This window comes from Enterovibrio norvegicus DSM 15893 (genome assembly GCF_900115495.1).
GTDB lineage: Bacteria > Pseudomonadota > Gammaproteobacteria > Enterobacterales > Vibrionaceae > Enterovibrio > Enterovibrio norvegicus.
Genome location: NZ_FOWR01000035.1, coordinates 1 through 15,887 on the forward strand (window position 1 = coordinate 1; position 15,887 = coordinate 15,887).

A 15,887-nucleotide genomic window follows, 5' to 3' on the forward strand; every position below is an offset into this window, starting at 1 on the left:
CTGTGGGGTGAAGACGGCGATGACGTCCTCGTTGGCGGCCATGGCGATGACCACCTCAATGGTGGCAACGGTAATGACCAACTGCATGGCCAATGGGGTAACGATGACATGCACGGCCTCGCCGGCGATGACAAACTCTATGGTTGGACAGGCAACGATACCCTGCGCGGCGGTGATGGCAATGACCACCTCGATGGCCAACAAGATAATGATACCCTGTATGGCGATAATGGCCATGACACCCTACTGGGTGGCGCAGGGAATGATTACCTTCACGGCGGTAACGACAACGATAAACTCTATGGTCAAGATAACAACGATACCCTGATTGGCGGCTATGGTAACGACCATCTCGATGGCGGTAACCATGACGATACACTTTACGGCGAGTGGGGTAACGACCGATTAGAGGGCGGCAACGGGAATGACAAACTCTACGGTCAAGACGGTAATGATGTGCTTGTCGGTGGTCACGGCAACGACCACCTCGATGGCGGTAATCATGACGACAAGCTCTACGGTCAGTGGGGCAATGACTACCTCTACGGCTACAACGGTAACGATTCACTGTATGGCGAAGACGGTAATGACACCCTGAATGGTGCTGGCGGTAACGACTTCCTTTCTGGCGGTAACGGCGACGACGCCCTGCACGGCGAGTATGGTAACGACCGACTGGAAGGCAACGACGGCAATGACAAACTATATGGCCATGTCGGTAATGATGTGCTTCTTGGTGGTACCGGTAACGACTACCTCGATGGTCAGTGGGACAACGACCATGTGTACGGCGAAGATGGTCATGACACGCTAAAAGGCGGTACGGGCAACGACTACCTTAACGGCGGTAACGATAACGATACCCTCTATGGCGAGGATGGCCATGACACCCTCTTAGGCGGTAACGGTGCCGACCATCTTGATGGTGGTAACCATAATGACGTACTTTACGGCGAAGGTGGCCACGATACACTTTATGGCGGAAATGGTGACGATAAGCTTTATGGCCAAGATGCCGGCGATAAGCTTTATGGCCAAGAGGGTCATGACACACTCTATGGCGGCTATGGTGCTGACTATCTAGATGGTGGCAATGGTAACGATTATCTTCGCGGTGAAGGTAACCAGGACACTGTTCGCGGTGGCGCTGGTGATGACCGAATCTATGGCGATAACGAAACTGACCACCTCTATGGTGACGCGGGTAATGACCACATCGAAGGGGGGAACGACAACGACTTCCTTTGGGGTGGTGATGATTCAGATTACCTAAACGGTAACCATGGTGACGACCATCTTTACGGTGACCGAGGCGCAGATACACTCGTCGGCGACCGGGGTGCCGACAAACTATGGGGTGGTGACGGCGGCGATAAGCTTTATGGCGGCGTCGGCGCAGACCAACTCTTTGGTGGTGGCGGTAATGACTATCTTGATGGTGGCGACAGTGACGATTACCTTCGCGGAGAGGGAAACAAAGACACCATTCTGGGTGGTAACGGCAATGACACACTGATTGGTGACAATGAAAACGACAGTCTCCACGGTGGTAATGGTCATGATTACCTTTCAGGTGGTAACGACGATGACTGGCTGTATGGTGATGCGCACAACGACACCATTTATGGTGACAACGGTTGCGACTTCATTAATGGCGGTAGCGGAAATGACAGATTAATTGGTGGTAAACACCATGATACTTTCTATTTCGATGCTCACTCAGGTAGAGATGTTATTGCAGACTTCAACAAACATCAGGACACAATTCAGATTGATGATTCTCTTGCGTGGAAGTTTAATCAAATATCTTACTGGGCAGATGGCGCAAATACCGTGTTATCCATTAACAATGGTACCGCGTACGTGACATTGGAAAACTATTCGGCCAACAATGTCAGTGCTGACATGTTCAACTTCACCTAATCGAACTCATCATCCGTTGAGTTAACGAATAAAAACCCGCCAATTGGCGGGTTTTTTCATATTCTCTCCAAGGACCTTAATCACTCACACCTACTCTTGCCTTAAGGGTATACAACCCACACCAATCATCGGCGATTACCGTTATAAAATACGTTTTTAGCGGAGAAAGATTAATGCAGACGTTACAAAGACTGAAAGTCGGAAGTTGGAGGAAAGAAGCTAAAAAAGGGGGAAATTTAGAGAGCGGGAAACGGACAGCTGAAACAAGCCGTCCCCGCTCTTTAAGGCACTGGATCAAAAACTGTTACTAAATATGCCCTTAGGATCACAGCCATAACGATTAGTGCCCTTAGTACCGCGCAGCAAAGTGAAAACCAAAAAGATCAGCTGCCCAAGAACCGGTATTACAATAATTAACCACCACCAACCTGATTTGTTGATGTCATGTAACCTTCTCACCGTCACAGCAATCGCTGGGAGCAATGTTAAGGCGAACCACAACAATGTGGCTTGTAAATCAATCGCTTGGAATTGGGATAGACCCGCTTCCGCAATATCTATAAAAACACAGAGAACCAATACAATGTTTTGGATGAGGAAAAAGCCCCAATATTCTCTTCGTCTTGCTCTGCCTGAAAATTTTGCGTAATTCAAAAACGCAGAAAACAGCCATCTCATTCGAATATCCTTACTTCTATATAGGCTTTTTCGAAATATTGTTATAAAGCCAAGATACATCAGCCATGACGCCGAACTACGCTATCAAATGCCTGTTTATAATGTATGAATAAAACACACAAAACTGCTGTCAATTGCACCAGTTACGACCCAATTATCATTTTAATGACACTGCTCTCATTGATTAAAAGTCACATATTTAAGTGAGAACTGATAGTCATCACATCGGCCTCTTTTTTAACAGAAGAAAAATACAGAACTCGCAAAGTTTTCTAGCCATATCAATATGACGGATACCGATTGCACATAACAGGTTGAATCACTGCCCCCCCGAATGTATATTGCGAATGCTTTTGAGAAACATTCTCATTATATTAATAGGGAGTTAACATGAAAACCTTGTTCAAAGCGATGGTGCTTTCCATTTTTGCTTCATTCTCTGCACATGCACACAACATCACCATTGATCACTTGATGGGGCAAACCCAAATCGATGGGATGCCAGAGAAAGTCGTCGTTATCGGTCTTGGCTCACTGGACGCTGTAAACGCGCTCGGCATCGACCCTGTGGCGGTGTCCAAGGTCTCCCAAACCCCTAACTATCTCGATAAATATAAAAGCGATAAGTACGCGAATGCGGGTAGCCTTTTCGAACCCAACTTCGAAGAAATCTACATGCAAGAACCTGATTTGATCATCGTGGGCCCACGGAGCTCCACCAGCTACGAAGAACTATCAAAAATCGCACCTGTGGTTGTTTTCGCGAATAACCATGCAGAAGGTTACTGGGAAGGCACGAAAGAACAATGGCGCAACCTTGGCAAGATCTTCAGCAAAGAGGACTTAGTAGAAGAGAAAATCGCGTCTTTAGAGAAAGAGTTCGATGCGATACGCCAACATAACAGCGCCAGCAACAGTGATGCGCTGACTGTGATGAGTTCAGGCGGCAACATCACTGCCTTTGGCCCGGAGTCACGCTTCTCTGTCATCTACAAAGATTTTGGCTTCAAAGAAACCGTGAAAGACATCAAAACCGCGACCCACGGCGATTCCATTTCTTTCGAATTCATCCGTGAAGCCAACCCGAAAACGCTGCTGATCATTGACCGCGACACCCTGATCAACCCTGCGGACAGCACCACACGCGAAGACTTCGACAACGATTTGGTGAAAAGTACGCAAGCCTACAAGACAGGCAAAATGACCTATCTAGATCTGAACGCTTGGTACTTGTCCATGTCAGGTATTACGGCGACAGAGCAGATGGTTTCAGACATCAAAAACAGCGTAACGCTTTAATACTTGCTCCCGGAGAGCAGAGGTTATCTTGTTCAAGTTATTGCTTCCTCTGGGCTTATTAAGCCTGTTTTCCCTGTTTGTGGGCGTCAGCCCACTTTCACCTGCGAGTTTGCTTGCAGGTGATCCTGAGGCGCTAAACCTCTTTTTCACCAGCCGTCTTCCCCGCCTCTTTGCCATTTTGCTCGCAGGTGCAGGGCTCAGTATTGCTGGCCTTATTATGCAGCAGATCAGCCAGAATCGATTTGCTGCTCCGTCTACAACGGGCACCATTGAATGTGCCATGCTGGGCTATGTGCTGAGTTTGGTTTTCTTCGGCAACGGCAATCAGCTTTGGCTTATTTTCGGTGTGTCAGTGCTCGGCACCCTGTTGTTCGTTACCCTTATCCAACGCATTCAATTTCGTAACGCCGTGTTCGTACCGCTGATCGGCATCATTTACGGCAGCATCATTGATGCGGGGGCAACCTTTGTTGCCTACAAGTATGACGCGGTACAAATGCTCAGCGCGTGGGCCATTGCCAACTTTGCCACCATTTTACGCGGCGATTTCGAACTGCTTTACATTGCCATTCCTATCGCGATTTTCAGTTACCTCTATGCCACACGCATCTCTGCCGTTGGTATGGGCAAAGACTTCGCCACTGGGCTAGGTTTACGTTATCAGCATGTGGTGTTAATTGGTGTGATGCTGGTTTCCATCATGTCAGCCAGTGTGGTGATGATCGTCGGCACCCTGCCCTTCCTCGGCCTTCTGGTGCCCAACGTGGTCAGCTTGTATTACGGCGACAACTTAAGGAAAAACATTCCTCGTACCGCTGCCCTTGGCGCAGCCTTGGTCTTAGTCTGCGACATTGCTAGCCGCATGATTATCTTCCCCTATGAAATTCCCGTGTCCATGCTCGTGAGTATTCTTGGTGGCCTTGCCTTCATTGTGCTTATTTTGAAGGGGCAAAAGCATGTCTGATTCCAAGAAGATTGGACTGATGCTGATCACCGCCCTTGTCTTCTCAGCGCTGTTTATTGGTATCGGACTCACGGCCAATAACTATGAGTACTTCCTGTCTCGCCGGGTGCCAAAAGTGCTTGCCATGGCGCTTGCAGGCATTGCGGTCGCGCAATCATCACTGGTTTTTCAAACCCTCACGCACAACCGTATTCTGACACCCAGCATCATGGGGTTTGATGCGCTTTACCTTCTTACGCAAACCCTGATCGTCGCCATATTTGGCGGTTTCAGTGCCTACGTGTTGAACGCGTATTTGAACTTCGCCATTTCTGTGGGCGCAATGGTGATTTTTTCCGTGCTGCTGTTCGGTTTCTATTTCGCTAAAGAAGGTCGAAACCTAATAGTGCTGCTGTTGGTGGGATTGATTCTCGGACAAGTATTTGGCAACGCCGCGTCGTTCATCACCATGTTGATGGACCCGAACGAGTTTGCTGCCGTGCAGGCGAACATGTTCGCGAGCTTCAACAACGTAAAGGTAGAACTTGTTTACCTTTGCTTGCCAGTGTTGGCGGTGATCAGCTTCACCTTGTTCCGCATGCATCGCACGCTGGATTTGTTCTGGCTTGACCGAGATAATGCAATCAGTTTGGGCATTGATGTTCAACGCGTCACCCAACGCGCGCTGATGATCTCCGCGGTGCTCATTGCCGTTTCCACCGCACTGATTGGCCCTGTGATGTTCTTTGGCTTGCTCGTCACCAACCTCGCCAGAGAACTTTTCAACACTTTCCAACACCGCGTATTGCTGATTGGCTGCGCCTTATTGTCTGTGTGTACCCTGCTGGCTGGGCAATGGATCGTAGAGAACCTGTTCTCCTTCGATACCACCCTGAGTGTGGTGGTGAATTTCGCGGGCGGCTTGTATTTCCTTTGGATGTTACTCAAGAACAAGATTGTATAAAGCATCATGATTATTCTAGATAAAATCAGTAAGGCCTTTGGTCAACAACGCGTTGTTAGCGATGCAACAACCGATTTTGAAAAAGGCAAAGTCACCACAGTGATCGGCCCTAATGGCGCAGGGAAAAGCACCCTACTTTCCATGGCAACACGCTTAGTTTCGCCAGATAGCGGTACGGTTGTGATTGACGGGAAAGCCATTTCAGATTGGAACACCGCAGAGTTGGCAAAGTCTCTGGCCGTGCTCCGCCAGGCGAACAGCATGACCATGCGTTTCACCATTCGCGAACTCGTGGCATTTGGCCGCTTCCCTTATTCCAAGGGCAACCTTACCGCCGAAGACAATGACGCCATCGATCAAGCGATTCACTACCTTGATTTGGCCGAACTCCAACATCGCTACTTGGATGAACTCAGCGGTGGTCAACGCCAACTCGCGTTCATCGCCATGGTGATCGCACAAGACACGGATTATGTGTTCTTGGATGAGCCCCTGAATAACCTTGATATTCGCCATTCGCTCTCCATCATGAAAACTGTTCAACGCCTTGCGCACGAAATGGGGAAAGCCGTGATTGTGGTGATCCACGATATCAACTTTGCGGCCTGTTATGCCGACCACATCATTGCCATGAAGAAGGGCTGCATTGTTGCTAATGCGACGGTGAATGACGTGATTCAAGCGGAGGTGTTGGAAGACATCTACGACACGCCGTTTAACATCGTTGAAGCCAATGGCAAACGCATGTGTTTGTATTACTGAGTCGCAAGGGATGTGTTCGTGAGCTTTTCGTTGCTGTGTGCTCAAAAACAAAAACCCGCCAACTGGCGGGTTTCTTTTATCTGCTTACTTTCGCTATATGGCTTTAAGTGCATTGAGCACTGCACGCACTAATCACTAAGCACTAAGCACTAAGCAAATCGGGCATTACGCAAACTGCTTTCTGCGTAACTCTCGTGACAGACCCAGGTACAAGCTCAAACACATGACCAACAAGAACACCGCAAACGGCAAGCCTGTTGAAATGGTCGCAGCTTGAAGTGCGCCCAAACCGCCACCCATCAAGAGTGCGATAGCCGCAAGGCCTTCAATGGTACACCAGAAGATACGCTGAGAAACAGGCGCATCAATCTTACCGCCCGCCGTAATGGTATCGATAACCAGCGAACCAGAATCCGACGATGTCACGAAGAAAATGATCGTCAGTACCATGCCGAAGAAGCTGATCACACCGGTAAACGGCAGCGCTTCAAACATCTTGTAAATGGAGAGCTCTGGTTGCCAATTGCCGTTAGTGATCAAATTCACCACGCCGTTGTAGCCACCATCCATTTGATCCAGTGCAGTGGTACCAAACGTCGTCATCCAAACGATACAAACGATGGTTGGTGCAATCAGTACCGCCAAAATAAATTCACGAACCGTACGACCGCGAGAAACGCGAGCGATGAACATACCTACGAATGGAGACCATGATACCCACCACGCCCAATAGAACGTCGTCCAACCGTGGTAAAAGCCCGAGTCTTCACGGCCAACCCAGTTAGAAAGAGCAGGTAACCAGCTAAGGTAATCCACGGTGTTTGACACCACACCGCTGAAGATAAGTGCTGTTGGGCCAACGGCAATCACGAACACCATCAACATGCCCGCCATCACCATGTTAATTTCACTCAGACGCTTTACACCACCGTCCATGCCGCGATAAACCGACACAAGTGCCGCCAAGGTGATCACGAGAATCAAAATCGATTTGGTCTCAATGCCAGCATCAATACCAAACAGGTAGTTAAGGCCCGCTGCAATCTGGTTTGCACCTATACCCAGCGATGTTGCCAAGCCAAACAGGGTGGCCAATACCGCCATGATATCGATGACGTGTCCCCAAATACCCCACACACGATCACCCAATAGCGGGTAAAATGCTGAACGCAGTGTCAGTGGAAGGTTTTTGTTGTAGTGGAAGAAGGCTAACGCCAAGCCCACAACCGCATAAACAGCCCACGCATGGAAACCCCAGTGGAAAATCGATGCAGCCGTACCGATGCTACGTGCTTCTGCAGAACCAGTTTCCAAGCCCAGAGGTGGGTTTAGCGTGTGGTTCATTGGCTCTAGCACGCCATAGAACATCAAACCAATACCTACACCCGCAGAAAACAGCATGGCAAACCAAGCAGGGTACGAGTAATCAGGTGTTGCTTCATCACCACCTAAGCGGATTTTGCCGACAGGCAAGAACGCCAGAATTAAACAGAAGATTAAAAAGATGTTGGCGGAAATGACAAAGAACCAGTCAAACGACTGCGTGATTGCAGGGCGTAACCACCCAAAAAACTCCGCAGCTTGTTCTTGAAAAATCAACACACCCAACACAAACACCACCACCATGATGGCGGAAATTGGGAAAACAGGATTATGGAAATCAAGTCCTAATACGTTGACGTTATCTTGACCGATTTGATAGTCGGTATTGTATTGATCGTCTTTATTTACTTCCGATGTAGATTCACTCATAGCATTGCCTCCTTTTACTGCTCGACAACGCGACACGACTGAGCAGCAATAGCAACGCCCTTTCTCACGCTTCGTAGAGTGAGAAAGGGCATTCATAAAATATTTTATTGTGTACGCTGCTCAATGATGACGAATAGGCTAAGAGATGTCCGAGAAAATCCCTTTCCATACCGATTAATGAGCAATCAGTTAAGAGAAAAATGTAAGCGCAACCAATTATCTCACCTTTAAGACGTTGAGGTAAAAATAGAGAAATTTGAGAAAGATAGGAGGGGCAAATCCGAGAGCGGAGAGATCTTAAGGGATAGAGAGAAACACCTACAAAGTGCAGGTGTTTATTTTCGCATTCAACGTATAAATCAATACGATGCGTGAACCTAGGCTATATTAGCCAGCAAACGTGTCGTCTTTTGGCGAGCCGTTGCTATTGCCGTTAGCAGAATCGTTGCCTTTTGGATCAGGGCCAAAGCGGTTACCCCCTTTTGTGCCTTCAAACGCTTGAAGGATCAACAACGCTATCACGCCAAAAGGCACTATACCGAGCAATGCCCACCAGCCGGAGCGATCAGTATCGTGAAGACGACGCACGGTCACTGCCAACGTTGGTAAAAATACCGCCGCAGCGTAAACCATGCCCAAGGTCCCAATCCCCATTTTCGCATCGTAATATCCCAGCATTTGGTCAGCTTGAGACAATACCAATGAGAAAAACATATTGAATACAATGAAGATCCAATACTCTTTGCGGCGAGCGCGTCCTTTAAACACTGCGTACTTTTTCAGTACATCGATATACCAATTCATTCTTCTCTCCTGAGTAATTCTCCCCAAAAAACACTCACTATTTCTCGTCGAAACAGTCAGCACGAGCGTTGTCGCTCATGCGCTATAGAGTATGGGGCCTTGTGTTCAAACTCGGTAAAAACGTCAGAGATGAACATTTTCACTACGTTTACATGCATACTAAAGTGCACGACCTTAAAAACCGTACAGTGTACCAAATATTGGTTGTTCGCATCTGATTATAGACAACCAAAAGCATACATAAGAAAGCACTCTCGACCTTTGCGTATCTCACATTCAGCAAAAAAGTCCGGATAACATCACCTCGCTGTCCCCCCAAGGTTGATCCACTTCAATAAGCATGCGTAACTGAAATCAAATACATCTAAACACCCCGAGCAGAAGACGTCGGTTGTAGAATAAAAGGACGCAAAATACGCCATGGCAGGTCAGCCCCAACACACGCAATCATTGGCGTGGTTCCCGATTTTATTGGCGACCATTGCGACCATGAGTTGGGCAGGTAACATCACACTGGCGAAACTCGTCAATGCGAACATTCCGCCACTGGGGTTGTCATTTTGGCGATGGGCCGTTGCCGCCGTCGTGTTACTGCCTTTTGTTTACAAGCCGATGAAAGACAAATGGCCACTGTTTAAGCAACACTTTAGATTGGTGTTGTTGCTTGCCTTGCTGGGCGTGGCGGGTTACAACAGCTTGGTCTATATCGCACTTGAAAACACCCTCTCCACCAACGTCGTAATTTTACAGTCGGCTTTACCATTGATGATTCTGTTGGTGCAATTCTTTTTGCTCAAACAAACCGCTACTTTAAAGCAAACCCTCGCCATACTGACCTCTGCTATCGGTGTGTTACTCATCATTACCAAAGGCCAATTAGTCACAGACTTCGCCATTGGAAACAGCGAGCTTATTGCCCTGTTCGGTATCTTGGTTTGGGCCACTTACTCCGTGCTGGTACAAAAGCTTCCCGACGCACTAAAAGGGTTACCCATATTGGGGTACACCGTCTGCCTTGGCGTAGTGATGATTTTGCCCTTTTATGTGGCGGAATCTGTGTTGTACGAAACCATGCCAATTTCCCCGCAGAGCATTGCTATCTCTCTTTATACCGGTGTGTTTGCTTCGGGCATCGCGTTTTGGTGTTGGAATACCGCGTTGATGCGTATGGGAGCAGCGACAACAGGGCAATTCATGCACCTTATCCCCGTTTTTGGTTTGGTCTTTTCCATGCTATTACTGGGAGAACGCATGGAGACTTATCACTATGTAGGCATCGCTTTTATCGTATCTGGGCTTGTGATTGCGAACATTCGTCGCCGCGCGACACAAGAATCACCATCGTCGTAAAATCCGTCTTATTCAGCTATAGTGTCGCCTTGATTTAGAAAGGACACCCAGCAAAATGCTTCACATTTCTCAGACCGTGACCTTGTCAGATGACGAGATTGAAATCACCTACATACGCGCTCAAGGTGCAGGTGGTCAAAACGTTAATAAGGTTTCTTCTGCGGTTCACCTTCGCTTTGATATACATGCCTCGTCACTGCCTGATTTTTACAAGGAACGCTTGCTCGCATTAAAAGACAGCCGCATCAACAAAGACGGCGTCATCGTGATCAAAGGCCAACAATATCGCACACAAGAAAAGAACCGTGACGATGCACTCGCGCGCTTGCAAGAGCTGATCAAAAGTGTCGGCGTGGTACAAAAAGCGCGCAGAGCGACCAAACCGTCCAAGTCATCACAACGCAAACGTATGGATGGAAAAACCATTCGTGGAAAAACCAAATCCATGCGCGGCAAGGTAGATTTCTAACGTTCTTCTCTCTCGTGTTTCCGCTTACTTTTTTCCTGCTGTCTTTGTCTTAGCCATTATCTTCGCCTTGGCCATTCCCTCTGTCTTGGTCTTGGTCTTGGTCTTGGTCTTGGTCTTGGTCTTGGTCTTGGTCTTGGTCTTTACATGCATAATGGCAGAGGTCACATTCCCCGCGCTCAAAAAACTGAGCACCTTGTCAGTCACAGCGAAACGGTGTCCAATCAATGTCTCTGAACGCAAAAGGATTGCACCGTGACAGACAACAATTTCAGCCACTTTCCTCTCCAGCACACGCAGTCATTAGTGTGGAACGACATGGACGCGCTACAGCACATCAACAACACCGTCTATTTTCGCTATTTTGAAGACGTTCGCGTCGTGATGTTGGAAGAACTCAAGGTTTTTGAGTACGTAAAGCGTCACAATATCGGTCCAGTGGTTGCCTCTACCCGCTGTGATTTCCGCGCCCCTTTGGTCTATCCCGACAACATCACCACGGTGTCATGGGTCGAAGACATCCAAGAAAAACGCTACACCATGAAATATGAAATCCATAGCCACAACCAACAGCGTCGCGTCGCGGTAGGTGAAGCCTTGGTGGTGTATTGTGATTTCAGTGACGGAAAGAGTTGTGCCATTCCAGAAGAGACCGCTAACGCATTACAGAAGTATCTTTTGCCAGACAACGCCGAATGACAGCTCCCACAGCAACGCTCCAATTCCACCAGCTTCGTTCAGGGTATGAGGCTGATAAAACATCGGCGTTGACCGAGGCGCTATCGCAGGGTCAGCATCTTGTGATTAAGGGTGCATCGGGATCAGGAAAAACCAGTTTATTGCGTGTGATGTGCGCACTGCAACCCGCGCAACACGGTCATATTGATTACCAACAACACACTATATCAGTGCAAAACTTACCTTGGTGGCGTCGTCAATTTTGCTACCTCCCGCAAGAACCCGTGATGGGGGCGAACACCATCGCAGAAGTTCTCCGATTACCTTGGTCGTTACAAGCAACCGACAAACCTTCACCAAGCGATGAAGCCTGCCAAACTGCGCTTGCGAGCCTGAACATTCAGCACAACATGAACCATGATGTCGACACCCTTTCAGGAGGCGAAAAACAACGGCTTGCCATTACACGCGCATTGTTGCTGGATCGACCCGTGTGGCTGATGGATGAACCTACATCAGCGCTGGACGCCAAAAGCAGAGACAGCTTGATGACGTTACTCAAAACACTTCCCATTATTGCTGTGTCTATTTCACACGATCCTGAATGGATGCGCGCAGCAAGCCACACCTTCGTGTTGGGAGATCATCATGAATGAAGCGTTAAACATCAACAGTTGGGCGCTTGCGGGGTTATACCTACTCTTTGTTATTCCGTTGGTTCTTTTCCAGCGTTGGCAGCTTGGGCTCAGTAAAAGTCTCATTTCTGCCGTGGTGCGCATGACACTGCAATTGGCCGTGGTCGGTTTATACCTACAAACGTTGTTCGCTTTCGCCAATATCTGGCTCAATACCTTGTGGCTACTCATCATGATTTTGGTGGCGAGTGGCACTATCTACAAACAAGCCAGCGCCAGCTTAAAACAGCTCATGCCACCAATATTGGTTGGCCAACTGCTCGCCATGTCACTGGTGCTGCCGGTATTAATGGTTGGGGTGATTCAAGCTGATCCGTGGTGGAAAGCCCAGTACCTCATTCCCGTTGCAGGCATGTTGCTCGGAAATGCATTGTCAGCCAACGTGCTAGCTTTGGAACGGTTACTTACCAGCTTAAAAAAGCGCCACGCTGAATATCAATTTTATGTCGCGCTGGGCGCACCGAATCCGAGCCGTCCATTTTTGCGTGAGGCTCTCACCGCTGCATTACGACCACCTATTGCCGCCATGAGCACGCTCGGCATCGTTAGCCTTCCGGGGATGATGACAGGTCAAATACTCGGAGGTACAGAACCTCTGCTTGCCGTGAAATATCAACTCGTGATTATGGTGGCGATTTTCATCTCAGTGTTTGTTTCCGCAGCAACCACCTTGTATTTCGTCAGCCGACGCTTATTTAATGGTTACGGACAACTAACTTCAGAATCATTGTCTAAACCGTCGCCTTGATATAACGCCCCCTAAAATCTCTCAGCTGATAATAGAAGGGGCGCACAACGCTCCTTTTTTCTTATGACGCTCCCCCAAACACACACCCAATAAAAACGATGGGTACGTAAACGCGTGCGCTTGAGAAGAAAAGTCATCAGTCATCGTCACTAACGACTAGAAAAGGAAAATCTATGAAGACGTCCGTCGGCGCATTGATAGAATTTGAAATATGCAAACAATATTAACCCTCGCCAAAAATTTAATATCTATCAATTGATAAATATTAATTGGAAAACATAAAACCCTTTACAAATATTAAGACAAAAACGAAATTAATGTTATCAATTGATAGCATTAACCTATCGGTAAATATCACATTTAAAATATTTTAAACAATAAGTAAAAATATATTTTTCATACAGTTAAAACAAAAATTGACCTAATATTGACATTATTAACAACACCTGACTTGCAATTAATCTCACACTCCCTACCTTTAAAAATCAGTGATTATTTATACGAGAAAATTAAGTAATTACTGATATACCCATCCTTACAAAACATTAGAAAGGTTATGATTATGACACCCAAGAAACTGTCTGCTCTCTCCATTCTCATTGGATTAAGCATACTTGGACAATCCTCTGCACTTTATGCTTCACAAGCGCAGCATGACGACGCTGACATCGATAAGATAATTCAGTCCTTACAAAAAAAAGAAGTCAATTCCGACTATAAGTTATTTAGCCGCGCCCAGCCTGACATTAAATTTGGAAATATCACTCAAGAGGGCTACGAAAATGCCACAGCCCTTTATCACGATGGAAAAGTAACAATAAACAGCAAAAAAATTGGTGATAACAACAATCTTCAATCCGTTATTATTCATGAGGGCTTTCATGCGCTCAAACCGGAATTATCAGAATCAGAGGTTGATACTGAAGCAGCCCTGTATGCGGAAAAAATAGGCATCAATTATCTTGCACAACACTCTTATGACCCTATTTTGAGCGATGCTTATCGGCCGAGTATGCCCAACATTTTCCAAAATAATCTCATACGAGGTTTGTGCCGTTCAGGGGCAGGCACTGCATTAAGCGCGTTTGGGTCTTTTGGTGCAATAGGATTGGCTGAAGATATTTATAACAACTATGTCGGCGGTACAGCAATTAGCCAAGAAACCTTTAATGCTGCCAAAGGGCTCGCCGTTCCTCTCTCTTGGGCGATGTTTGACTATGTCTTAGGCAAAGCACAATGGGTTCATGGTTTTCCAGGAAGCCATGCCAGTGATGGTCAGCGAATCAATGATATGTTGCGCAGTATTCCGAGAGTGGGCAGCATCGTTGCCGATACATTGCAAGTAGGGGCCTTTTCGGAGCGTGTGCTGCGTGAAGAACTTGGACTCATGATGTTTGTCGGTGCCATTGGTACAAATGCAATGATTCAAAAAGTCGCAGATAGCCACAATGCCACAGCGGCAGCATGGCCACTAAAAGTCGTCGATACAGCTATTTGGGGCGGCTTAAATGGCATGGTTGGCGAATTTGTCAGATATAAAAATGGCGGTACTTACACCTCCCTGCCCGCGTCATATCATGAGTCTCTCGTCCCATACCTTGGTTCACAAAAATGGCAACTTCTTACCTCATCTATCAACTGTGGCATTGCCGCGTATGCAGGGAATCAAGCATGGGGTGGCTATGCGAAATGGCAACCCGTCACTAAAAATTCAACCACCTCTGAGTATGCAAGTAGCGCTTATGGTGCTGCGACAGCATACATGGGGACATGGATAGCCGTAGACGGCGTGTTTAAGTCGATGCAATACGGGATAAATGCGGGAGTTGCAGGCTTTAGAGATGTGGTTTGGCGTAATTTTGTTCAATCAGGTGTTGGGCTCATCAACCTCGCTTACTCGGTTGAATACCATCCAGACGCACTCCCAATCGATACGGATTACGGGGATATACCTGACGTTACCATTCACCTTCGCAAAAAACGCTCAACCTCCATCGACATGAGAATAGCGCGAATGCGCAAGATTTTTCATGAACTGCAAATATCTAAATCTGAAGCGCTTGCCGCGTGGGAGAGAGTTACCGCAGTCCCTCTGGATCTGAATGATTTTCAGAAAGTTGACGTGACGAGGTTGGAACAAGATCTTGCATTGGAAAACAGCCCACAAAACACCAAAGCCGCGGGCGTCACCAACAAGACGTTGAGCCAACTGAAGGCGCTTCAACTGTCACATCTCGCCAAAGAAGCGAAAACCGTCACCAAAGTGCTGACAAAAAATTACGCGGACTGGCGGGCGTGGTGGAATGCCAGCAGTTGGGAAAACCCTGCATTTTGCTCAAAAGATGGCGTACTAGAATACGGCCAATGGCTATCGAACGGAGGAAACATTACCGAACAAAACTGCGGCATTAACAGTTACGGGGATGGGGTTAACGCTGTACTCAAGTTTAACGATGGTTCAATGGCGATAGGTATAAACGGGCGCACCATAAAATCAGACGAAGCATGGACAAAAGGCACCAACGGCGGCACCGATTGGAACGGATATTGGGGGTATGCATTTTTCGACGCCCAGGGACGCCCGACCGCAATGGCCTTAACAAGCAAGAATTGGGCGCAATGGGGCGCTGGGTTTAGCTTCGTTTATAAAAATGGTAGCTGGGAATATTGGAAGCAAGATAACTGGATTTCATCGTTTTCGGATGGGCAGTCGCTCGATCGTAACGCGCCGAGGTTCAACATTCCCGCGCTTTAGTGCAACAAGCTTATGCTTTCACGAGCGGAAAGCACTCGCATAAAATAGCGCATCGACAATAGAAAAGGTC

The 15,887-nt window shown here is 47.6% G+C and carries 15 protein-coding genes; 11 read left to right on the forward strand and 4 right to left on the reverse strand.

All coding sequences use genetic code 11. The features are described from left to right. On the forward strand, positions 1 to 1,923 hold a 1,923-nt coding region (locus BM082_RS18890), incomplete at its 5' end, for a calcium-binding protein (RefSeq protein WP_139218805.1). 294 nt (positions 1,924 to 2,217) lie between these two features. Here the strand turns inward: BM082_RS18890 and BM082_RS18895 are convergent. Next, on the reverse strand, positions 2,218 to 2,601 hold the full coding sequence (locus tag BM082_RS18895) for a DUF805 domain-containing protein (protein ID WP_017015798.1): 384 nt from the start codon (positions 2,599 to 2,601) through the stop codon (positions 2,218 to 2,220). A 390-nt stretch (positions 2,602 to 2,991) separates the two neighbouring features. Between BM082_RS18895 and BM082_RS18900 the strand changes: the two genes are divergently transcribed. From BM082_RS18900 to BM082_RS18915, 4 genes are read left to right on the forward strand one after another with little or no spacing between them, the layout of a single operon-like run. After that, the gene (locus tag BM082_RS18900) at positions 2,992 to 3,900 is read left to right on the forward strand and encodes a siderophore ABC transporter substrate-binding protein (protein ID WP_074928164.1); all 909 of its coding nucleotides are present in this window, start codon (positions 2,992 to 2,994) and stop codon (positions 3,898 to 3,900) included. A gap of 28 nt (positions 3,901 to 3,928) precedes the next feature. After that, positions 3,929 to 4,864 carry an iron chelate uptake ABC transporter permease subunit VctD gene (gene vctD / locus BM082_RS18905; RefSeq protein WP_017008916.1) on the forward strand — a complete coding sequence of 312 codons (936 nt, stop codon included), beginning with the start codon at positions 3,929 to 3,931 and terminating at the stop codon, positions 4,862 to 4,864. Next, entirely contained in the window at positions 4,857 to 5,807 is a 951-nt protein-coding gene (locus tag BM082_RS18910; protein ID WP_074928166.1) for an iron chelate uptake ABC transporter family permease subunit, read from the forward strand. Before vctD ends, BM082_RS18910 begins: the two co-directional genes overlap by 8 nt. Positions 5,808 to 5,813: 6 nt before the next feature. Beyond that, complete coding sequence (locus BM082_RS18915; protein ID WP_017008914.1) at positions 5,814 to 6,569, forward strand: iron ABC transporter ATP-binding protein; 756 nt, start codon at positions 5,814 to 5,816, stop codon at positions 6,567 to 6,569. Between the two features lie 165 nt (positions 6,570 to 6,734). On the opposite strand, the gene BM082_RS18920 is transcribed toward BM082_RS18915, so the two are convergent. Then, positions 6,735 to 8,321, reverse strand: coding sequence for a BCCT family transporter (locus BM082_RS18920; protein WP_017009144.1), 1,587 nt, complete (start codon positions 8,319 to 8,321; stop codon positions 6,735 to 6,737). 387 nt (positions 8,322 to 8,708) lie between these two features. After that, a complete protein-coding gene (locus tag BM082_RS18925; RefSeq protein WP_017009145.1) occupies positions 8,709 to 9,125 on the reverse strand; it encodes a DUF805 domain-containing protein in 417 nt (138 codons plus the stop codon). A gap of 420 nt (positions 9,126 to 9,545) precedes the next feature. Here BM082_RS18925 and BM082_RS18930 point away from each other — a divergent pair, with 420 nt between their 5' ends. Both BM082_RS18930 and arfB read left to right on the forward strand, forming a co-directional pair. After that, on the forward strand, positions 9,546 to 10,475 hold the full coding sequence (locus BM082_RS18930; protein WP_074928169.1) for a DMT family transporter: 930 nt from the start codon (positions 9,546 to 9,548) through the stop codon (positions 10,473 to 10,475). A 55-nt stretch (positions 10,476 to 10,530) separates the two neighbouring features. Further along, positions 10,531 to 10,944 carry an alternative ribosome rescue aminoacyl-tRNA hydrolase ArfB gene (gene arfB / locus BM082_RS18935; protein WP_074928173.1) on the forward strand — a complete coding sequence of 138 codons (414 nt, stop codon included), beginning with the start codon at positions 10,531 to 10,533 and terminating at the stop codon, positions 10,942 to 10,944. Between the two features lie 24 nt (positions 10,945 to 10,968). Here arfB and BM082_RS18940 read toward each other — a convergent pair whose 3' ends face one another. Continuing rightward, positions 10,969 to 11,220, reverse strand: coding sequence for a hypothetical protein (locus BM082_RS18940; protein WP_139218806.1), 252 nt, complete (start codon positions 11,218 to 11,220; stop codon positions 10,969 to 10,971). On the opposite strand from BM082_RS18940, the gene BM082_RS18945 reads away from it, so the two are divergent. The 4 genes from BM082_RS18945 to BM082_RS18960 all read left to right on the forward strand — a co-directional run bounded on the left by BM082_RS18945 (position 11,197) and on the right by BM082_RS18960 (position 15,817). Beyond that, positions 11,197 to 11,640: an acyl-CoA thioesterase gene (locus tag BM082_RS18945; RefSeq protein ID WP_198928624.1), complete on the forward strand. Its 444-nt coding sequence runs from the start codon at positions 11,197 to 11,199 to the stop codon at positions 11,638 to 11,640. The genes BM082_RS18940 and BM082_RS18945 overlap by 24 nt on opposite strands. After that, positions 11,637 to 12,275, forward strand: a complete 639-nt coding sequence (locus BM082_RS18950) for an ABC transporter ATP-binding protein (protein WP_074928176.1) — start codon at positions 11,637 to 11,639, stop codon at positions 12,273 to 12,275. Before BM082_RS18945 ends, BM082_RS18950 begins: the two co-directional genes overlap by 4 nt. Continuing rightward, the gene (locus BM082_RS18955; protein WP_074928178.1) at positions 12,268 to 13,062 is read left to right on the forward strand and encodes an ABC transporter permease; all 795 of its coding nucleotides are present in this window, start codon (positions 12,268 to 12,270) and stop codon (positions 13,060 to 13,062) included. Before BM082_RS18950 ends, BM082_RS18955 begins: the two co-directional genes overlap by 8 nt. A 562-nt stretch (positions 13,063 to 13,624) precedes the next feature. Further along, positions 13,625 to 15,817, forward strand: a complete 2,193-nt coding sequence (locus tag BM082_RS18960) for a hypothetical protein (protein ID WP_017009152.1) — start codon at positions 13,625 to 13,627, stop codon at positions 15,815 to 15,817. The last annotated feature ends 70 nt before the right edge of the window (positions 15,818 to 15,887 follow it).

What these genes read in the sequence shown, in the direction of transcription:
- BM082_RS18910 (WP_074928166.1), top strand. Translation starts at nt 4,857, where the DNA reads ATGTCTGATTCCAAGAAGATTGGACTGATGCTGATCACCGCCCTTGTC.
- BM082_RS18960 (WP_017009152.1), top strand. Translation starts at nt 13,625, where the DNA reads ATGACACCCAAGAAACTGTCTGCTCTCTCCATTCTCATTGGATTAAGC.
- BM082_RS18895 (WP_017015798.1), bottom strand. Translation starts at nt 2,601, where the DNA reads ATGAGATGGCTGTTTTCTGCGTTTTTGAATTACGCAAAATTTTCAGGC.
- BM082_RS18920 (WP_017009144.1), bottom strand. Translation starts at nt 8,321, where the DNA reads ATGAGTGAATCTACATCGGAAGTAAATAAAGACGATCAATACAATACC.
- BM082_RS18915 (WP_017008914.1), top strand. Translation starts at nt 5,814, where the DNA reads ATGATTATTCTAGATAAAATCAGTAAGGCCTTTGGTCAACAACGCGTT.
- BM082_RS18900 (WP_074928164.1), top strand. Translation starts at nt 2,992, where the DNA reads ATGAAAACCTTGTTCAAAGCGATGGTGCTTTCCATTTTTGCTTCATTC.
- BM082_RS18955 (WP_074928178.1), top strand. Translation starts at nt 12,268, where the DNA reads ATGAATGAAGCGTTAAACATCAACAGTTGGGCGCTTGCGGGGTTATAC.
- BM082_RS18925 (WP_017009145.1), bottom strand. Translation starts at nt 9,125, where the DNA reads ATGAATTGGTATATCGATGTACTGAAAAAGTACGCAGTGTTTAAAGGA.
- arfB (WP_074928173.1), top strand. Translation starts at nt 10,531, where the DNA reads ATGCTTCACATTTCTCAGACCGTGACCTTGTCAGATGACGAGATTGAA.
- BM082_RS18950 (WP_074928176.1), top strand. Translation starts at nt 11,637, where the DNA reads ATGACAGCTCCCACAGCAACGCTCCAATTCCACCAGCTTCGTTCAGGG.
- BM082_RS18930 (WP_074928169.1), top strand. Translation starts at nt 9,546, where the DNA reads ATGGCAGGTCAGCCCCAACACACGCAATCATTGGCGTGGTTCCCGATT.